We start from the raw sequence: 16532 nt of genomic DNA, 5'->3' as shown, positions 1-16532 counted from the left end.
CAATTACTGCTCTTGGTATAACTTACTCAAAATGGTGTCAGCGCCCTGAGAAAGCAACTCTTTTGCCAAGGTGACACCCAGTTGCTCTGCATCTTCTCGCGCGCCTTTGATTTCACCGCGTACGATTCGACTGCCATCGGGTTCACCCACTAAAGCCCGCAACCACAATTGGTCGTCTTGCAACTCAGCGTAACTGCCGATTGGGACTTGGCAGCCGCCTTCTAAAGTGAGATTCATGGCTCGTTCACATAATACTCGGTCTGCCGTGTCTTGGTCGTTAAGAGGGCTTAGAAGTTTGATTAAACGTTCGTCATCGAGGCGGCATTCTATGCCGACGGCTCCTTGTCCGACCGCGGGCAGTGAAATTTCGGGAGGCAACTCACTGCGAATGCGTTCACCAAGGTCGAGGCGTTTTAATCCTGCGGTAGCAAGAATAATGGCGTCGTATTCACCCCGGTCTAACTTGCTCAAACGAGTGCCGACGTTCCCTCTTAGTTCCTTGATAATCAGGTCAGGGCGACGTTCTTTAATTTGGCATTGTCGACGCAGACTACAGGTACCCACAATGGCGCCTTGGGGCAGTTGATCGATGTTATCGTAGTGATTGGAGACAAAAGCATCGGTTGGATCGGCTCGTTGGCAGATAGTCACAAGACCAAGCCCTTCAGGAAAATCGACCGGTACATCTTTCATAGAGTGAACCGCAAGATCTGCTCTGCCCTCAAGCATTGCGACTTCGAGTTCTTTGACAAAGAGCCCTTTTCCTCCGACTTTTGCCAGCGGTGTATCAAGGATAATATCGCCTTTGGTCACCATAGTCACAAGCTCAACCTGTAAGCCAGGGTGGTGAGTCTCTAGGGCATGCTTAACAAAATTGGCTTGCCAAAGTGCCAGTGGACTTTTGCGGGTTGCAATTCGAATCGTTGAGTCAGATTTACTCATGATATCCTCTAGTGAAAAAGTGTTCATTCATCCTAACATAATGGTGTAAAACTATGTTACTACCCAATATCCAGCCGTCCATTTTTCAGCTATCGGGTTAAAATAAAGAATAATATTCGGCTTAATAAATTTTGACCGCTAACATATTTTTCTTTTTATGTGGGTTATTTCTTTACCAATTTAGCCCCAAATGTTAGATTGATCACGTTTTTGATTGCAAAGAGATTAATCTCTGAGCAATGTTAACGATCAATTCTAATGATCATAATGAGTTAAGGATTGTCATTTGCAAGCGTTTATTGAAACCATCACCAAGAGACTCGATACTCTTAACCAGCAGCGTCAAGAACGTTCGTTGGCTTTGATGGATGACGCTTGCCGATACGTTTATCAATTACTACCCGCTTTATTCCACTTCCATCATCCGGATTTACCGGGGTTTCAACTTGAGCCAACACCGCATGGCGTGCGTGATTTTACCCTGCAGCCAGAGCATGAAAAAGCGATGGAAGTCCAAGGGCTTCATTACCTGCCTCTTATTGACCAAACGCCCGAGTCACATCAAATCTTGGCCCTATATACTATGGGCAGTACCTCGTCGATAGGACAAAGCTTGTCCAGCGACCTCGATGTTTGGGTGTGTGTGTCGCCCTCGATGTCCAAAGAGGAACGTCAGCGTCTAACAGAAAAATGTCGCTTGATCAGCCAGTGGGCATTGCGACAAGGCGTTGAGGCAAGTTTTTTCGTTATGGATGCTGATCGCTTTAAGTGCCAGCAATCTGATGAAATGACGGGTGATAACTGCGGGTCTTCCCAGCATTTGTTATTGCTTGACGAGTTTTACCGTTCAGCCGTTCGGTTGGCCGGTCAGCGCTTACTGTGGTTGATCATCCCACCCGAAATGGAAGAGTGCTACGACGATTACGTCGCCTACCTAGCTGATTCGGGGGCATTGGATATGGATCAGTGGCTCGATTTTGGTCCATTGTATTCGATCCCTGCGCAAGAGTATTTTGGTTCTAGCCTGTGGCAGTTGTACAAGAGTATTGATTCGCCTTACAAATCGGTGCTCAAAGCTATCTTGCTTGAAGCTTATTCGTGGGAATACCCCTTCACTCAATTATTGAGCGTTGATACCAAACGTCGCTTTTTTGCCGATGAGCCTGATTTGTATGGGATGGATGCCTACTATCTCATGCTGGTTAAAGTCACTCGATACTTAACTCAAATTCAAGATTATCAACGCTTGGATCTCGTTCGCCGTTGCTTTTATCTTAAAACACACGAAAAATTGTCTCGTGATGCGGGTCGCGAGTCCGTGCCATGGCGTCGACAATCACTACAAGACATGGTCAAACAGTGGCAATGGCCGCTGGCGACGTTGCAAGAGCTTGACAATCGTCGTTACTGGAAAGTCGAACAAGTGCAAAAAGTGCACGTTGAATTGCTGAGCGCATTAATGAAAAGCTATCGCAACCTGATCAGTTTTGCGCGCCGCAACAACATTACCTCGGCAATCAGCCCGCAAGATATTAGTATTTTAGCTCGTAAGTTGTATGCCGCCTTTGAAGTACTACCGAGTAAAGTCACCCTGCTTAACGCGCAAATTTCACCGGATTTACACGAACAAGACTTGAGTTTGATTCAAGTGGGTGAGGGCGGTGTTAATCGCGCCGGTTGGTATTTGTTTAAAGCCCCTCTTCATCCGCAAAAATTCATTGGTGCGCGACCTTTAGAGCAGCACGATCACTTAAGTAAGCTTGTGGCGTGGTCATTTTTCAATGGTTTATTGACGGAGTCCACGCGGGTACACACCAAAGTCAAAGGTGCTGACCTCGATATTGATAAGCTTTATCAAATGGTTGGAGACTTGCGCAATACGTTCTCTTTGAAGAAGAGAAGGCCGAGTATGGAAGCACTAGGGAGTCCTTGTGAAATTAACCAATTGGCCATGTTCATTAATTTTGAGCACGATCCAACGGCGCAACTGAGCGGAAAAGATCTAAAAATCGATCTTAAACAGGTCAATATTTTCAGTTTTGGGCAACCACAGCAAAATTTAGTGGGCAGTGTTGATTTAGTTTATCGCAACTCTTGGCAAGAAGTGAGAACGATGAGCTTTAAAGGCACAACGGCGATGATTGACGCCCTAAAAGCTCTACTGGGTAAGATGCATCAGGACGCCATTCCCCCCGAGTCTATCGATGTCTTTTGCTACAGCAAAAATCTACGCGGTGTGATGCGCAACATGGTTTATCAATTGCTCGCAGAATGTATTGATTTGCGTTTAAAACCGATCGAACCTGGTCAGCGTCGACGATTTAAAGCCATGCGTCTGGCTGATAAAACCTTTGGGCTGTTTTTTGAACGACGTGGCGTTATGGTGGAAACACTGGAGAATTCGGTCGACTTCTATCGCTCTATTTCTAGCAGTAAGCTCAAAGGTTCACCTTTAATGATGCTAGACAAAGAGCAGGCCTACGAATTACCAGACGTCGTCGATTGCTACGCCAGTGAAGGCCTCGTGCAGTTCTTTTTTGAAGACACCGATGACGGCTTTAATATTTACATTCTCGACGAAACGAATCGGGTGGAGGCCTATCACCAATTTACGGGCTCTAAAGATGACATGATTGCCAATGTCAATAACTTCTACACCACCATTAAAGATGAACACCAAGTCTCTGCTCAGTTTATTAATTTTAATTTACCGCAGTACTACCAGATCATCCATCAAGGCGTGCAAGCACACGTTATTCCTTATCGGACGGGTGCCAGGCCCGAGTCAGCTGCGGTAAATCAGTAACCCAAGTGACAGCCCAAGGGTTGTCACGTCAAATGAACCGAACTCGGGTGAACCACGTCGGTTCATTTTGACGAAATGGTCTTAATTGTTCAAATTTCCTTTCTCTTCATTTCCTTCCCCTATTGCTTTTCTGTACTGTGGTGCGATTATAGGGAGCATTGTTCAACAAACGCGATTCAGACCATGAAAAAAGTCTTGACCTTGATGCTGATGCTAACGATTACCGCGCTTACAGGTTGTGGGCAAACTGGCGATCTTTACCTACCAGATCATCAACAGCAAAACGAACAAACTCAATAATGATTAATTCCAGTTGTTAAATTAAGGGAAGTGAATTTTGGATTATTTTAATTATCAGGAAGACGGCCAGTTGTGGGCAGAACAAGTCTCCTTAGAGCATCTTGCTCAGCAACATGGCACGCCTTTGTATGTGTATTCAAGAGCGACACTAGAACGCCACTGGAATGCGTTTGATAAAGCGGCTGGTTCACATCCTCATCTGGTTTGTTATGCAGTTAAAGCGAACTCTAACCTCGGTGTATTGAATGTTCTCGCACGACTTGGTTCAGGCTTTGATATTGTTTCAGGTGGTGAGCTAGAGCGTGTGATTGCCGCCGGTGGCGATGCGAAAAAAGTCGTGTTCTCTGGTGTGGGTAAAACCCGTCAAGAAATGAAACGCGCGTTAGAGCTAGGGATTAAATGTTTTAACGTTGAGTCTGAGCCGGAACTGGAGTGCTTAAATCAAGTGGCTGCTGAAATGGGCGTTAAAGCGCCGATTTCACTGCGTATTAACCCTGATGTTGATGCTAAAACGCACCCTTATATTTCAACTGGTTTACGCGACAATAAGTTTGGTATTGCCTTTGATCGCGCGCCGCAAGTGTATCAATTTGCTCAGAGCCTTGAGCATTTGAATATTGTCGGTATCGATTGCCATATTGGCTCGCAATTAACCGACCTAGCGCCCTTTATCGATGCGACGGATCGCTTGTTAACGTTAATTGACAACTTGAAGGCACAGGGTGTCAACATTCGTCATCTTGATGTCGGTGGTGGCTTAGGGGTGGTTTACCATCAAGAGCAACCGCCGCAGCCCGCGCAATACGCAACCGCATTACTCGAGCGCCTTCATCAGCACCAAGACCTTGAGCTGATCTTTGAGCCGGGTCGAGCCATTGCCGCGAATGCGGGCGTATTGCTGACACGCGTGGCGTTTTTAAAGCACACTGAACATAAAAACTTTGCCATTGTCGATGCTGCGATGAACGATTTGATGCGTCCCGCCCTGTATCAAGCATGGCAAAACATTGTGCCGGTCTCGCCTCGTGAGGGAGAAGGCAATCGGTACGACTTGGTAGGTCCAATTTGTGAAACCGGTGACTTTATTGGTAAAGATCGCCAACTGGTACTCGAAGACGGAGATTTATTGGCTGTGCGTTCGGCGGGTGCCTATGGTTTCGTGATGTCTTCCAATTACAACACTCGTACTCGAGCCGCTGAAATCATGGTTGATGGCGACAAGTCTTATGTCGTCCGCCAACGTGAAGAACTGCAGCGACTATGGGAACTAGAGCAAGTGCTACCGGAGTAAAGAAGACGTTTATGCATTTTCACTTTTCTAAAATGCACGGCTTGGGTAATGACTTTATGGTTGTTGATTGCGTTACTCAAAACGTGTTTTTTTCGCAAGATCTGATCCGCCGCTTGGCGGATCGACATACTGGTATCGGTTTTGACCAATTGCTGGTGGTTGAAGCCCCTTATGATCCCGAAACGGACTTTCACTACCGTATCTTTAATGCCGATGGCAGTGAGGTCGAACAATGTGGCAATGGCGCGCGCTGTTTTGCGCGTTTTGTTCGCATGAAAGGGCTGACCAATAAGTACAGCATCAATGTGAGCACCAAGAAAGGCAAGATGGTACTGAACATTGAAGATAACGATTTAGTCAGAGTGAATATGGGCGTACCGGAATTTTTACCCAATAAAATTCCTTTTAAAGCGAAGCAGCAAGAAAAAACCTACATCTTACGAGTGGATGAACACACCTTATTTTGCGGTGCGGTGAGCATGGGCAATCCGCATGTGGTGACGGTTGTTGAGGATATAGACCAGGCTGACGTCGAGCACCTAGGTCCTTTGTTGGAGTCACACGAACGTTTTCCTGAACGAGTTAATGCGGGGTTCATGCAAGTCGTGAGTCGCCAATCGATTCGACTGCGAGTATACGAACGCGGTGCAGGTGAAACACAAGCCTGTGGTAGTGGGGCTTGCGGTGCGGTGGCGGTCGGCATTGTACAGGGTTTGTTGGACCACAGTGTCTCGGTATCCTTGCCCGGTGGTGAGCTTAAAATTCAATGGCAAGGGCCAGGTAAACCGCTTTATATGACCGGACCTGCCACGCATATCTACGATGGGCAAGTGTCATGTTAGAGTCGCAAGAAAAAAGCCTTTTCGATGCGTCGCCTTTATCGTCTGAGCAAGTTGCTCAATACTTGCTCCGTCACCCAGAGTTTTTTCTTAAGCATCCCGATATCGTTGACCAAATCGACATTGAGGTCACCGGTGAAGGGGTCTTTTCTCTTGGCCAGTTACAACAACGGCGCCAGCGACAAAAAATCCTCGATTTAGAGGCTGAGATCGAACGCTTGCGAGACGTCGCGTCGAACAACGATAAAACGTTTTATCAGTTTATGTCGTTGCAGACAAGGTTGCTCGAATGTCGCTCACTTGACGAGGTAGAAGCCCAACTGCACGCATTGGCCAATCACCTAGGACTCCAGTCATATTTACAGCTATTTGACCACGACAAAACGTCTTCTCTGTTATCGCGTGATGGCTTTAAGCGCTTTGCCAAACAGCACCTCAACGGCAAAAGTGCTTATCTTGGCCGTTTGCGCAATAAAGACCGCGAAGGCTTATTTGGAAAACAGTCGGCTCCAGAGCTAGGTTCCTATGTGGTGTTACCGCTGCGCTACCAAGAGCAAACCTTGGGTATTTTGGCCTTTTCTAGTGAGGATGGCGGTCATTTCGAGCCAGAGATGGATACGCTATTTCTGGACCAACTCGCCGGCTTAGTAAGCCATTTACTCTGCGTGTCATTGCCAATGGAATCCCGTCGATGAGCGAGGTGGTGATTGCCGATTCACTTCAACGCCCGTTGCTGAAGTTTTACGAGTTTTTGCGCAGTGAGAAAGGGTTAAGCTTACATACGCAAAGAAACTATAAGCAGCAACTGCAGACCGTGGCGGAGCAACTGCAAAGCTTGGGCGTATTGCGTTGGCAAGAGGTGGATGCCGGTTGGGTTCGTCAATTGGCAGGGAAGGGCATGAGGGATGGCATGAAAGCCAGTTCTCTGTCTACTCGTTTGTCGAGTTTGCGCAGTTTCTTTGATTTTTTGATTTTGCGTGGTGAGTTAGAAGCGAACCCGGCTCGCGGTGTCTCAGCGCCTCGTAAACAACGGCCCTTGCCGAAAAATCTCGATGTTGATGAAATGAACCAGTTGCTCGAGGTCAATGAAGATGATCCGCTTTCTATCCGTGACCGCGCGATGATGGAGTTGATGTATGGATCCGGCTTGCGCTTGGCGGAGCTGATCTCTATTGATGTTCGAGATGTCCGTTTGCGTCAAGGTGAATTACGGGTTATCGGTAAAGGGGACAAAGAGCGACAGGTGCCATTTGCGGGCATGGCACAACAATGGGTCGCCAATTGGATGAAGGTGAGAAGCCAATTGGCCAATGCTGATGAAAGCGCTTTGTTTGTGTCCAAATTAGGTCGTCGAATTTCGCCGCGCAGTGTGCAAAAGCGCATGGCTGAATGGGGACAAAAACAGTCGGTCGCCAGTCATATTACCCCGCATAAGTTGCGTCACTCTTTTGCCACACATATGCTCGAGTCAAGTAATAATCTCAGGGCAGTACAAGAGTTGCTCGGTCATGAGAATATCTCGACCACCCAAATCTATACGCATTTGGATTTTCAACACTTAGCGACGGCGTATGATGAGGCTCACCCACGAGCGCGTAAAAAAAAGCCCAAAAAGGATGAAAACTGATGCGATTCTACCGTTCGATTGGCCCAATAGCGGCTTTGACCTTTGATCTTGATGATACCTTGTATGACAACGCACCGGTTATCGAACAACTCGAAAAGCAAGTCGCGGCTTGGTTTCAACAACGTTTAAGTGCCATCGGTCTTGAGTATCAACCACAGCAATGGCAAGAATTTAAGCGCCAAGTGTTGGCGCGTGATGCCAGTTTGTCTGATGACGTCACACGGTGGCGCTTAGAGCAATACAAGTGGGGGTTTGCGCGTTTGGGTGTGGCCAATGGCGATCAACTCGCGGCGCAAGGGGTGGAGATGGCGCTCTATTGGCGCAGTCGATTTTCGGTGGACGAGCCAACCCATCAACTGTTAGCGGCTTTGGCGCAGCGTTGGCCATTGGTGGCTATTACGAATGGGAATGTCGATGTCGAGGCCATTGGTCTTGCGCCGTATTTCCAACGCGTGTTGCGCGCCGGCCCCGATGGGCCAGCCAAACCGGCTCCTGCGCTGTTTCACCTTGCCCAGCAGGCGCTGAATGTTCCTGCCGAGCAAATTTTACACGTTGGCGATCACCGTGAGAAAGATATCTTAGGGGCGCGGCAGTTTGGCATGCAAACCTGCTGGCTCAATCGCTCCGGTTGTGGACGTGATCTCAGTCGAAGCGTACGCATTTTGGCCGATATTGAGATAGATGATATCCATCAATTACACTGGCTTTTGTAACCATTATCTCATTATAAAGCTCTAGATTCTTGACTTACTTGGTATTTTATCGTGTTTGATTGTAGATTATTCTTGGCGACAACAATCATATAGGGTGCATCGAGTTAATGGATACGAGTTCCTTTTTGGTGGAGTGCAGTGATCAATTGGTGGAATGCCTGGCAGAAATCGAGCACATTGAGCATTCCTCACCGTTTATTCAAATTTTCTCTACTCAAACAGCGGCTGAGGTTTTTCCTTATACACGTTTACTATTAGAACGCTTCCCCGACGCGCAGTTAATCGGCCACAGTACTCGACAATTGATTGATGGTAATCAGTTGGTAAATGAGGGCACGTTGATTGTGATGAGTTTTTTTGATTCGGTGTGCTATGTACCGGTTGTTGTTCACCACAGTAGTGATTATCAACGTGAATCGTCCGTTGCACAGCAAGCATTTCAAGGGGTGGCCGATCTGAAGGCCATCGTCTGCTTTACCACTCAAAACCATTATCAATACGATCTTTTCTTGCACGGCCTCAATACCTTTGGCTCAGTGTCTGGCGGCCTTGCCCTGCCTAACAACAGCGAACACGCCTATGTCATTGCACAAGACCAAGTGTATTTACAAAGCAGCGTATTAATAGGGCTCGTGAGTCAACCACTTAAGGTGTGGACGCAACTTCACTCGGAATGGAACCCGATTGGTCTGCCGATGCAAGTCACAAAAGCGGAAGGCAACCGAGTGTACCAGCTCAATTATCGTCCGGCTTATGATGTGTATCGTCAATATCTTAGCGATGGTGCTCATGTTGATTGGCAAACCCTGGCGAACTTTCCCCTTTATCACACCCAAGACGGGCAAGATCGTTACCTGCGTATCGCGCAAGTGTTTGATGATGGCAGTGTGTTGCTGGAAGCGCCACTAGAGCAAGATCAATACGTGCAGTTTTGTTTTAATCACCCCTCTCTCACGCTTGAGCAGTTGGCCCAAGGCGTGGAAGATCTCGCGCTTCGTCAACCGGAAAGTATTTGGGTCTACAATTGTATATCAAGGCTCGACTTTTTAGATGGCTCACAAGAAGTAAGATCGTTTAACGGTGTGGCGCAAGCGTATGGTAGCTACACTAATGGAGAGCTGTTCAACGATGGCAGCGGCAATCGTATTCATCACCACAGCTTGACTTACATTGCCTTGCGTGAGTCTTTTGACGTCACCGACATTAAGAAACCGATCAAGCCAGCGAGTAGCTCAATGTCGCCGCTATTTCACTTGGTACGCAATGCGCTAGATGATGTGAAACGTCAATCGCTGCATCTAGAGTACCAAATCAACAAACAGGCCCAAAAGCTCGAACACAATACTCGCATTGATTCACGAACCGGTTTACCCAATCGCACAGCCTTACAACAGCACTTGCCCGTGATGAGAGCTGACGAGCAACTGATGACGATTAAGTTGCAAAACTTTAGTCAAATCAATGATAAATATGGCTATTCTGTCGGAGATCAGTTGTTGAGAGAAATCTCGCTGTATCTCGCTGCGCATTTGCGCAAACACATCGGTCAGGAAAGTGACAGTCACTTGTACAGTATTGGGATTGGCGAATGGGGGTATGTGTTCCGCTCTCGCAGCGATATGTCGAGCTGTAAACAGGCGTTTATGGAGTTTGCAGACCAAATTGAGCAACACAATTTTCGTTTACCCGGTTTGAGTTCGATCGATTATTTGTCCGTATCGATTTGCAGTGGTTTAATTCGCCTGTGTGATTACCCTGACTTATCACCTGACGCTTTGCTATTGAGGGCCATTGAAGCTCGCAAGGTGGCCAGCAAAAATAACCTTCTTTTTTGTAACGCAAAAGACATCGAAGAGAATGATACTGCGCGAAAACAGCGTTTAGTGTGGTTTGATAAGGTGACACAAGCGATCTTACAACACAAGGTGATGGCTTATTGTCAGCCCATTGTTCACGCCAACAGCCATGAATTATTCTCGCTAGAATGCCTGGTTCGTATTTTAGAAAGCGATGGCAGTGTGATCAGCCCGGGTCAGTTTTTGCCTATGATTCAAGATACCCATTTGTACACTCGCTTGAGCCGTCAAATGATCAATTATACCTTCGAACACATGGGGCAACGGCAAGAAAACTTCACCATTAATTTATCGGCTCAAGATTTACTGAGCAATCAAAACCTTTATCACCTTGAAGCGGCCATCCAACAACTCGACAATCCTCATCGCGTGGGCATTGAAGTCGTGGAGTCAGAGCAAATTCACAACTACGGACGGATGCTCGAAGTGTGCGGGCATTTCCGCCGCTTGGGCGCGCGTATTATCGTCGATGATTTTGGCTCGGGTTATTCCAACATTGATGAGATAATCAAATTAGAGCCAGAGATTATTAAGCTCGATGGCTCTTTGGTCCGCACCATAGATAAAGATGCCAAGCAATGTAAAATTGTCGAACAGTTGATTCGTCTCTGTCAGGTATTTAACGCGAAAACCGTTGCCGAATTTGTTCACAATCAAGATGTTTGCCAGCGGGTAGAAGCGATGGGCGTCGATTACATTCAAGGTTATTATATCGATGCACCAAGCCCTCTTAAGTAACTCATTGACTGGCGACTTGCCTGGTCGAGATGTGAAGCACTAGGCGCTGCCATTCATGTTGCGGGTTAAATAATCGTGCTGGTAGCGGTCAAAACTCTGTTTGAGTGCGGTGGTATCAATACCGTGTTTAACCGCGAGCTCCATGCCCACTTCAAAGGTGCATAAGTGCCCCTCTTGTTGGTTGCGTCTTAACCGAAAGTCACTCGACGGTAAATCCGATAAGCTCAATCGCGGTAAATGGGCCAACCAAGTGCTGCGATTGTGGATCTTTTTGGCTTCTTGCCACGTGCCATCGAGCAAAATATACAATGGCGTTAGGTTTGGGTCTCGCTGTGTAGAAAACCATTGTGTTTCACTAAGGGCTTGTTCTGTCGGGTAGACCACCACAGGTTGAAGGTCTGGCCGTTTTAGGTATTGTGCTAAGTTGAGCGGGATTTGCTTTCTTTGCCATATCGCCATCGAACTTTGCGGCACGCATTGATGCCAAAATTGTCCGGTATTGGTTGGCCGTTGGTGTTCATTCTCATGGATCAATAAGAATGTGAGAAACGGCCAGTGAGGGGCGCTAGACGTTGGCGTATTAATCATTGCGGTTCTCGTGTGGGGTAAAAAATAAGCGCAGGGTGAATCGCGAACTCTTGATGATTTATGGACTCAGTCTGAGTGGTTAAAACGCCATTGTGAGTGTGGTAGACCCGGCGCAATACAGCGCGTTGATCTTGTATTAATGTCATGACAACTTCAACCTTATTTGCTGATAGTCGTTGCCAAAAACCACGGTTGTGCAAGATAAAAGAGGGGTGAGTGTCGGTTTGTTCTGTTGAAGGGCGCTCAGAGTCGACGTGAAAGTACTGCTCTTGAGCGCTGTGATCGGCGCGCAGCGCTAAGGTGATGTAGGTGTGTTCCCCCTGTTTGAGCTGGGTTTGGTAGTGGCCGACGAGTGGTTCGTCTTTTGATCGGAAGCGCGTTGAGGCGTGGCAAGGCATTGATGGACTTGCGGTCGAGTGTATAGGAGTTAGCTGCGTTGCGACCAAGGTAATATCACTTTGACTCACGACTGAGCTTGCTTTTAAGTGGCCCTGCACATAAAACGCCCCTGGCTGAGCTTGTGGTGAGCGAAAATGGCTTTGCCAATGCGAGGTTGGGAGTTCGAGGAGCCACTGTTGATGACTATCACAAGGTGAAAAGTAATACTGATGTCCCCCTTGGCTAATCACGCCTGTCAGCGCAATCGAGTCCGATGGGAAGGAGCGGCTTGGCTGTGAGGGCGATTGGCAGGCGGCGAATAATACCGACAGACAAACAATGAAACCCTTGAGCTTGCGCGTTATCATATGGACCTTCCAAGACAATGAATAAAGTGAATCACGATGGCATATTGGTTATTTAAAACGGAACCCGATACTTTTTCAATTGATACCTTAAGAGTGCAAGGTATCTCACATTGGGAGGGCGTGAGAAACTATCAAGCGAGAAATTGGTTGCGCGACAGCGTCAAAATCGGTGATGAAGTCATGATTTATCACTCCTCTTGCAAACACATTGGTGTGGCGGGGATTGCCAAAGTGGTCAAAGAGGCGTATCCAGATCACTTTCAATTTGACCTTGGCAGTGACTATTACGACAGCAAAGCGACGGTTGAAAAGCCGCGCTGGTTTATGGTCGATGTCGAGTTTGTGCGTAAGACCGAACGGTTGATCCCTCTTGCCGCGCTCAAAACTCGCCCCGCGTTGGCGGATTTTCCATTAGTGAAAAAAGGCAACCGCTTATCCGTCATGCCGGTTACCCCAGCCCAGTGGCAAGACATTTTGTCGATCGAGTCTTTATCATACCGCCAGTAAATGGGGCAAAAAAAGGCTTGTCAGTATGAGAACGACAAGCCGACATGCCTACGCGGTTTGCGGTGAAGTGGTCAGTAAATGCCGCTGAAGATAATCGGCAACCGCGTCTTGATCGTGATGCCCAATGACCTTATGTGACGGTAAAGCGTGCTTTAAACGCTGGTGAGCATTGTCCATTATCAAACCTTGCCCAACCGCTTCTAACATGGCTTGGTCATTCATGCCATCCCCAAACGCCATGCATTGAGAGAGCTCAATACCTTCGTGTTGACAAATCGTGGCTAAGGCTTGGCCTTTTGAAACCCCTTTCGCCATGACTTCGAGGCACCAAGGCGTTGAAAAAACCACGGAGAGTTGATCTTGAAAGACTTGTCTGAGAGCTTGCTCGTGTTTGATCATGGCCTCAGGGTGACGTTGCTTATGAGTAAAAAAGACTTTGTAGATCCGTTGGGTCGGCGCGTCATTGGTTGAAAATGTATCGTACATAAACCCCGACTGACGGTTAAACGCCTTGATTAAGGGGTCTTCCTGGTTGAGTAACCAACGCTGTTCTTGATAGAGGTGAATGTACACCTCTGGGTCCGTTTTCACCACATCGATAATCGCTTGTACCAAATGAGGTGGCAGGTAGTGTTCGGCCAATTTCTGGTTGTCTGGCGAGTGAATACAGGCGCCATTTGAGGTGACCATGTAGGCGGGAATACCGGTTTTCTGCCGAATTGAGGCAACATCAATGTGGTGACGACCGGTAGAAAACACAAAGCGATAGTGTTGCTGATGGAGAGCCTGTAATGTTTCACGTGTAACGACAGAGATGTCATGTTGAGCGTTGAGCAGTGTGCCATCGAGATCTGAGGCGACCAGTTTGATTGCGTTCACGATATTCCTCTACGGGTTAGTGGTTTAGGCACAGTGTAAAACATCGACGAGTTGGCAAACAGTGCCCATTTTGGGCGTTATTATTTCCTCATTTCCTATCCTCCCGTCTTAGCGAATGACCGCAATGTGGAGTATTGAAGGCTAGGTGGTCTTGGGTTGGTGGCGAGAAAAGAATTGCAACATGGTATCCAGTGCTTGAGTTCGATAATGATCACTTTCAAACAGAAGTTCGTGCTGAGCGTGTTCAATGGTGACGAATTCGCTGTGTCGATTGGTTTTACGCAGTTTTTTGAATAAGACCTGATGGGCTTTGTTGACCACAACCCGATCGTCGCCAGCTTGCATTAACAATACGGGCAGTGACAATTGCCGAGTTTGTTGTAAGCATTGTTTGGCCGCCATCAGACTTTGCCAAACCCAATGGTAACTCGGCCCTCCCACTTGCAGCTCGCTATCTTGATGGTAAAGGGAACGAAACCAATCGTAGCGAGTACGACTTTGGCTAAGAAAATTACCGGAAAAGGGTTTGTCTAAATAATGCCGATTGCGAGTGGCAAACGTGGGTTTTCCGTATATCGCAGATAACAGGTGCGCAAATGAAATGGCAATAGGTTTGATATACCAAGGTACGGGAATCCCAAACATAGGGGCGCTAAGGCATAAGGCATGAAAAGGGTGCGATGGCGTTTGCTGTAAGTAGCGTGTGGCAATCGCGCCGCCCATGGAATGAGCAATGATGCCATTGAATTGATAGTGGCTGAGGTTAACATGCTCAACAACACTCTTCATATCATTGACATAATCATTGAACACATGGACATGGCCGATGTCGGAATCGTCGACGAGACGCTGTGAGCGGCCTTGTCCTCGGTGGTCAAAGGCGTAGATATCATAGCCTTGTTGAAAGAGATCAAAAAACAATTCTTGGTACTTAAAACAAGACTCCACTCGTCCGTTGACCACCGTCAGCGACTTGGTGTGCTCCGGCGCGGTCAGTTTGCACCAGTAAATGCGTTTGTTATCGACGCCACGGATAAACCCTTCTTGACGTTGTTGCCACAAGTCGGCAATCGGGCCATTAATGGCGTTATTGAACAGGTCTTCAGTGGAGTACATACCGTTTTTTAATCCTAGGTTACCAGTCTCTATCATGTTGAAAATAATGTGTTGTTTCAATGGCTATTGATCATGACCATGAGATAAACCGGGTAAGGGGGCCATCTCAAGGTGGGTAAATCATAGTGTAAGGGAGCAGGGGGGCAAAACAAACATAAAACAAGTTGCTTAATTATTGGACTCTTCACCGGTATATCTTTTAAGATAGTACAATATTTGTTTTGCCACTGATGAAGATGCAAAAGACTTACGTCGCTAGACAGGCAATTTTTAATCGCAAGAACACTACCATTGGCTATGAGTTGTTATTTCGCGACGGCGCTAATAACGGTTTTCCTAGTCATATCAGTTCAGAGCGCGCAACCTATCGCATTATCGTTGAGAACTTTCTCTCATTAGGGCGAAATCCCGATGTGATCCACTCGCGTTGCTTCATCAATTTCACCTACAAAAGCTTATTGAGAATGTTGCCACTAAGCTTGCCGAAAGGGCAAATTGTGGTTGAGATCCTCGAAGATTGCCCCCCGACAAAAGCCCTTCTCGATGCGGTACGAGAATTGTACCGACAAGGGTATATCATTGCCCTAGATGATTATGTTGACGACCCTCGTTGGCGTCGGTTTATGGCTTATGTTCATATTATTAAAATTGATATACAAGCCCAAGGGGTTGAACAAAGCTGTCAGTGGGTTAAAAAGCAATTAGCCAGTGGGTGTCGGCAACAATTTCTCGCCGAAAAAATTGAAACTCAAGCGGAACATCAGCGCTGCCTTGAGGCGGGGTTTCGTTTTTTCCAGGGGTATTTTTTTAGTAAGCCTGAAATCTCTGAGAGTCGTTATGTCAGTCCTGAACAAACAACGGCGCTCTCTTTGTTTCAGGAGGTGTGTCGGTCCGAACCTTGTTTTAAATCGATCGAGAAAATTATCGCCTCCGACATGACGCTTTCCTATAAGCTTCTAAAATTTGTCAATAATCACTCGGCGCAATTAGAGGTCAAAATTCGCTCTTTTCATCAAGCCTTGGTTTACCTTGGCCAAGATAAATTGAGGTTGTTCGTCTCTTTGATTGTGGCGTCTTACATTTCAGGAACAAAAGTGAAAGAGCTTGTGCCATTGTCGATGCAGCGCGCTCAATTTTGCCAGCACATGTCACAACACCCTCGTTTTGCTCATCTTGAGGTACAAGGCTTCTTGGTTGGATTATTGTCATTACTCGACACCTTGTTGGACATGCCTTTAAATCACATCATTGACCAGTTGCCGCTATCCGATGGTTTAAAAAATGCGTTGTTGCGCCGAGAAGGAGAGTTTGGTGCTTTGCTGAATTTGGAAGAACATTTTGAGCGGGCAGACTGGCAGCAAATTGAGTCGATCAGTCAACATCTTGGTCTCTCGAGTCAAGAGGTCAAAGAGGCGCTAATGAGCGCGCAGCAATGGAGTCATCAATACGCGAAAATGGCGTCGTAAGGCGAGCTTTTTTAGTTTTATCCCTTTTTTAGAGCAATGATAGGCGTGAGGAATTTTTGTTTTACCTAGGAGTTATCGATGGGTCATCACAACACTGCGATTTCATTTACTCTTCCCC

At 47.1% G+C, this 16532-nt stretch carries 15 protein-coding genes; 10 read left to right on the top strand and 5 right to left on the bottom strand.

Annotated features, from left to right (window positions below):
• Positions 1-3: 3 nt before the first annotated feature.
• Complete coding sequence (gene hemC / locus AB0763_RS12780; RefSeq protein ID WP_306102305.1) at positions 4-942, bottom strand: hydroxymethylbilane synthase; 939 nt, start codon at positions 940-942, stop codon at positions 4-6.
• 286 nt (positions 943-1228) lie between these two features.
• Between hemC and AB0763_RS12775 the strand changes: the two genes are divergently transcribed.
• The 8 genes from AB0763_RS12775 (at position 1229) to AB0763_RS12740 (ending at position 11112) form a co-directional block, all read left to right on the top strand.
• Positions 1229-3748 (top strand): class I adenylate cyclase, encoded by a 2520-nt coding sequence (locus AB0763_RS12775; RefSeq protein ID WP_306102306.1) that lies wholly within the window; start codon positions 1229-1231, stop codon positions 3746-3748.
• A 183-nt stretch (positions 3749-3931) separates the two neighbouring features.
• A complete protein-coding gene (locus AB0763_RS12770) occupies positions 3932-4048 on the top strand; it encodes a lipoprotein (protein WP_306102307.1) in 117 nt (38 codons plus the stop codon).
• A gap of 37 nt (positions 4049-4085) precedes the next feature.
• A complete protein-coding gene (lysA, locus tag AB0763_RS12765) occupies positions 4086-5339 on the top strand; it encodes a diaminopimelate decarboxylase (RefSeq protein ID WP_306102308.1) in 1254 nt (417 codons plus the stop codon).
• A gap of 11 nt (positions 5340-5350) precedes the next feature.
• A complete protein-coding gene (gene dapF, locus AB0763_RS12760; protein WP_306102309.1) occupies positions 5351-6181 on the top strand; it encodes a diaminopimelate epimerase in 831 nt (276 codons plus the stop codon).
• Positions 6175-6873, top strand: a complete 699-nt coding sequence (locus AB0763_RS12755; protein ID WP_306102310.1) for a DUF484 family protein — start codon at positions 6175-6177, stop codon at positions 6871-6873. The genes dapF and AB0763_RS12755 overlap by 7 nt, the downstream gene beginning before the upstream one ends.
• Positions 6870-7805, top strand: coding sequence for a tyrosine recombinase XerC (gene xerC, locus AB0763_RS12750; protein ID WP_306102311.1), 936 nt, complete (start codon positions 6870-6872; stop codon positions 7803-7805). Before AB0763_RS12755 ends, xerC begins: the two co-directional genes overlap by 4 nt.
• Positions 7805-8518: an HAD-IA family hydrolase gene (locus AB0763_RS12745; RefSeq protein WP_306102312.1), complete on the top strand. Its 714-nt coding sequence runs from the start codon at positions 7805-7807 to the stop codon at positions 8516-8518. Before xerC ends, AB0763_RS12745 begins: the two co-directional genes overlap by 1 nt.
• A gap of 107 nt (positions 8519-8625) precedes the next feature.
• Complete coding sequence (locus tag AB0763_RS12740) at positions 8626-11112, top strand: EAL domain-containing protein (protein ID WP_306102313.1); 2487 nt, start codon at positions 8626-8628, stop codon at positions 11110-11112.
• Positions 11113-11151: 39 nt separating this feature from the next.
• On the opposite strand, the gene AB0763_RS12735 is transcribed toward AB0763_RS12740, so the two are convergent.
• Both AB0763_RS12735 and AB0763_RS12730 read right to left on the bottom strand, forming a co-directional pair.
• A complete protein-coding gene (locus AB0763_RS12735) occupies positions 11152-11700 on the bottom strand; it encodes a tRNA-uridine aminocarboxypropyltransferase (RefSeq protein WP_306102314.1) in 549 nt (182 codons plus the stop codon).
• Complete coding sequence (locus tag AB0763_RS12730) at positions 11697-12446, bottom strand: hypothetical protein (RefSeq protein WP_306102315.1); 750 nt, start codon at positions 12444-12446, stop codon at positions 11697-11699. The genes AB0763_RS12735 and AB0763_RS12730 overlap by 4 nt, the downstream gene beginning before the upstream one ends.
• A gap of 36 nt (positions 12447-12482) precedes the next feature.
• On the opposite strand from AB0763_RS12730, the gene AB0763_RS12725 reads away from it, so the two are divergent.
• The gene (locus AB0763_RS12725; protein WP_306102316.1) at positions 12483-12953 is read left to right on the top strand and encodes an EVE domain-containing protein; all 471 of its coding nucleotides are present in this window, start codon (positions 12483-12485) and stop codon (positions 12951-12953) included.
• A 48-nt stretch (positions 12954-13001) separates the two neighbouring features.
• On the opposite strand, the gene AB0763_RS12720 is transcribed toward AB0763_RS12725, so the two are convergent.
• Positions 13002-13835, bottom strand: coding sequence for a Cof-type HAD-IIB family hydrolase (locus tag AB0763_RS12720; protein WP_306102353.1), 834 nt, complete (start codon positions 13833-13835; stop codon positions 13002-13004).
• 138 nt (positions 13836-13973) lie between these two features.
• Entirely contained in the window at positions 13974-14948 is a 975-nt protein-coding gene (locus tag AB0763_RS12715; protein WP_306102317.1) for an alpha/beta fold hydrolase, read from the bottom strand.
• Positions 14949-15184: 236 nt separating this feature from the next.
• Here AB0763_RS12715 and AB0763_RS12710 point away from each other — a divergent pair, with 236 nt between their 5' ends.
• Positions 15185-16414, top strand: a complete 1230-nt coding sequence (locus tag AB0763_RS12710; protein ID WP_306102318.1) for an EAL and HDOD domain-containing protein — start codon at positions 15185-15187, stop codon at positions 16412-16414.
• Positions 16415-16532: the final 118 nt, after the last annotated feature.

The sequence above is a fragment of the Vibrio sp. HB236076 genome, assembly GCF_040957575.1.
GTDB lineage: Bacteria > Pseudomonadota > Gammaproteobacteria > Enterobacterales > Vibrionaceae > Vibrio.
Note: the sequence above shows the minus strand (reverse complement) of the source record. Positions and strands in the feature narration are given on the sequence as shown.

Bases quoted from the DNA above. Each gene is read 5' to 3' on its own strand.
- AB0763_RS12755 (WP_306102310.1), top strand. From the start codon at position 6,175: ATGTTAGAGTCGCAAGAAAAAAGCCTTTTCGATGCGTCGCCTTTATCG.
- AB0763_RS12730 (WP_306102315.1), bottom strand. From the start codon at position 12,446: ATGATAACGCGCAAGCTCAAGGGTTTCATTGTTTGTCTGTCGGTATTA.
- AB0763_RS12735 (WP_306102314.1), bottom strand. From the start codon at position 11,700: ATGATTAATACGCCAACGTCTAGCGCCCCTCACTGGCCGTTTCTCACA.
- AB0763_RS12710 (WP_306102318.1), top strand. From the start codon at position 15,185: ATGCAAAAGACTTACGTCGCTAGACAGGCAATTTTTAATCGCAAGAAC.
- xerC (WP_306102311.1), top strand. From the start codon at position 6,870: ATGAGCGAGGTGGTGATTGCCGATTCACTTCAACGCCCGTTGCTGAAG.
- AB0763_RS12770 (WP_306102307.1), top strand. From the start codon at position 3,932: ATGAAAAAAGTCTTGACCTTGATGCTGATGCTAACGATTACCGCGCTT.
- AB0763_RS12745 (WP_306102312.1), top strand. From the start codon at position 7,805: ATGCGATTCTACCGTTCGATTGGCCCAATAGCGGCTTTGACCTTTGAT.
- AB0763_RS12715 (WP_306102317.1), bottom strand. From the start codon at position 14,948: ATGTACTCCACTGAAGACCTGTTCAATAACGCCATTAATGGCCCGATT.
- AB0763_RS12725 (WP_306102316.1), top strand. From the start codon at position 12,483: ATGGCATATTGGTTATTTAAAACGGAACCCGATACTTTTTCAATTGAT.
- AB0763_RS12740 (WP_306102313.1), top strand. From the start codon at position 8,626: ATGGATACGAGTTCCTTTTTGGTGGAGTGCAGTGATCAATTGGTGGAA.
- hemC (WP_306102305.1), bottom strand. From the start codon at position 942: ATGAGTAAATCTGACTCAACGATTCGAATTGCAACCCGCAAAAGTCCA.
- dapF (WP_306102309.1), top strand. From the start codon at position 5,351: ATGCATTTTCACTTTTCTAAAATGCACGGCTTGGGTAATGACTTTATG.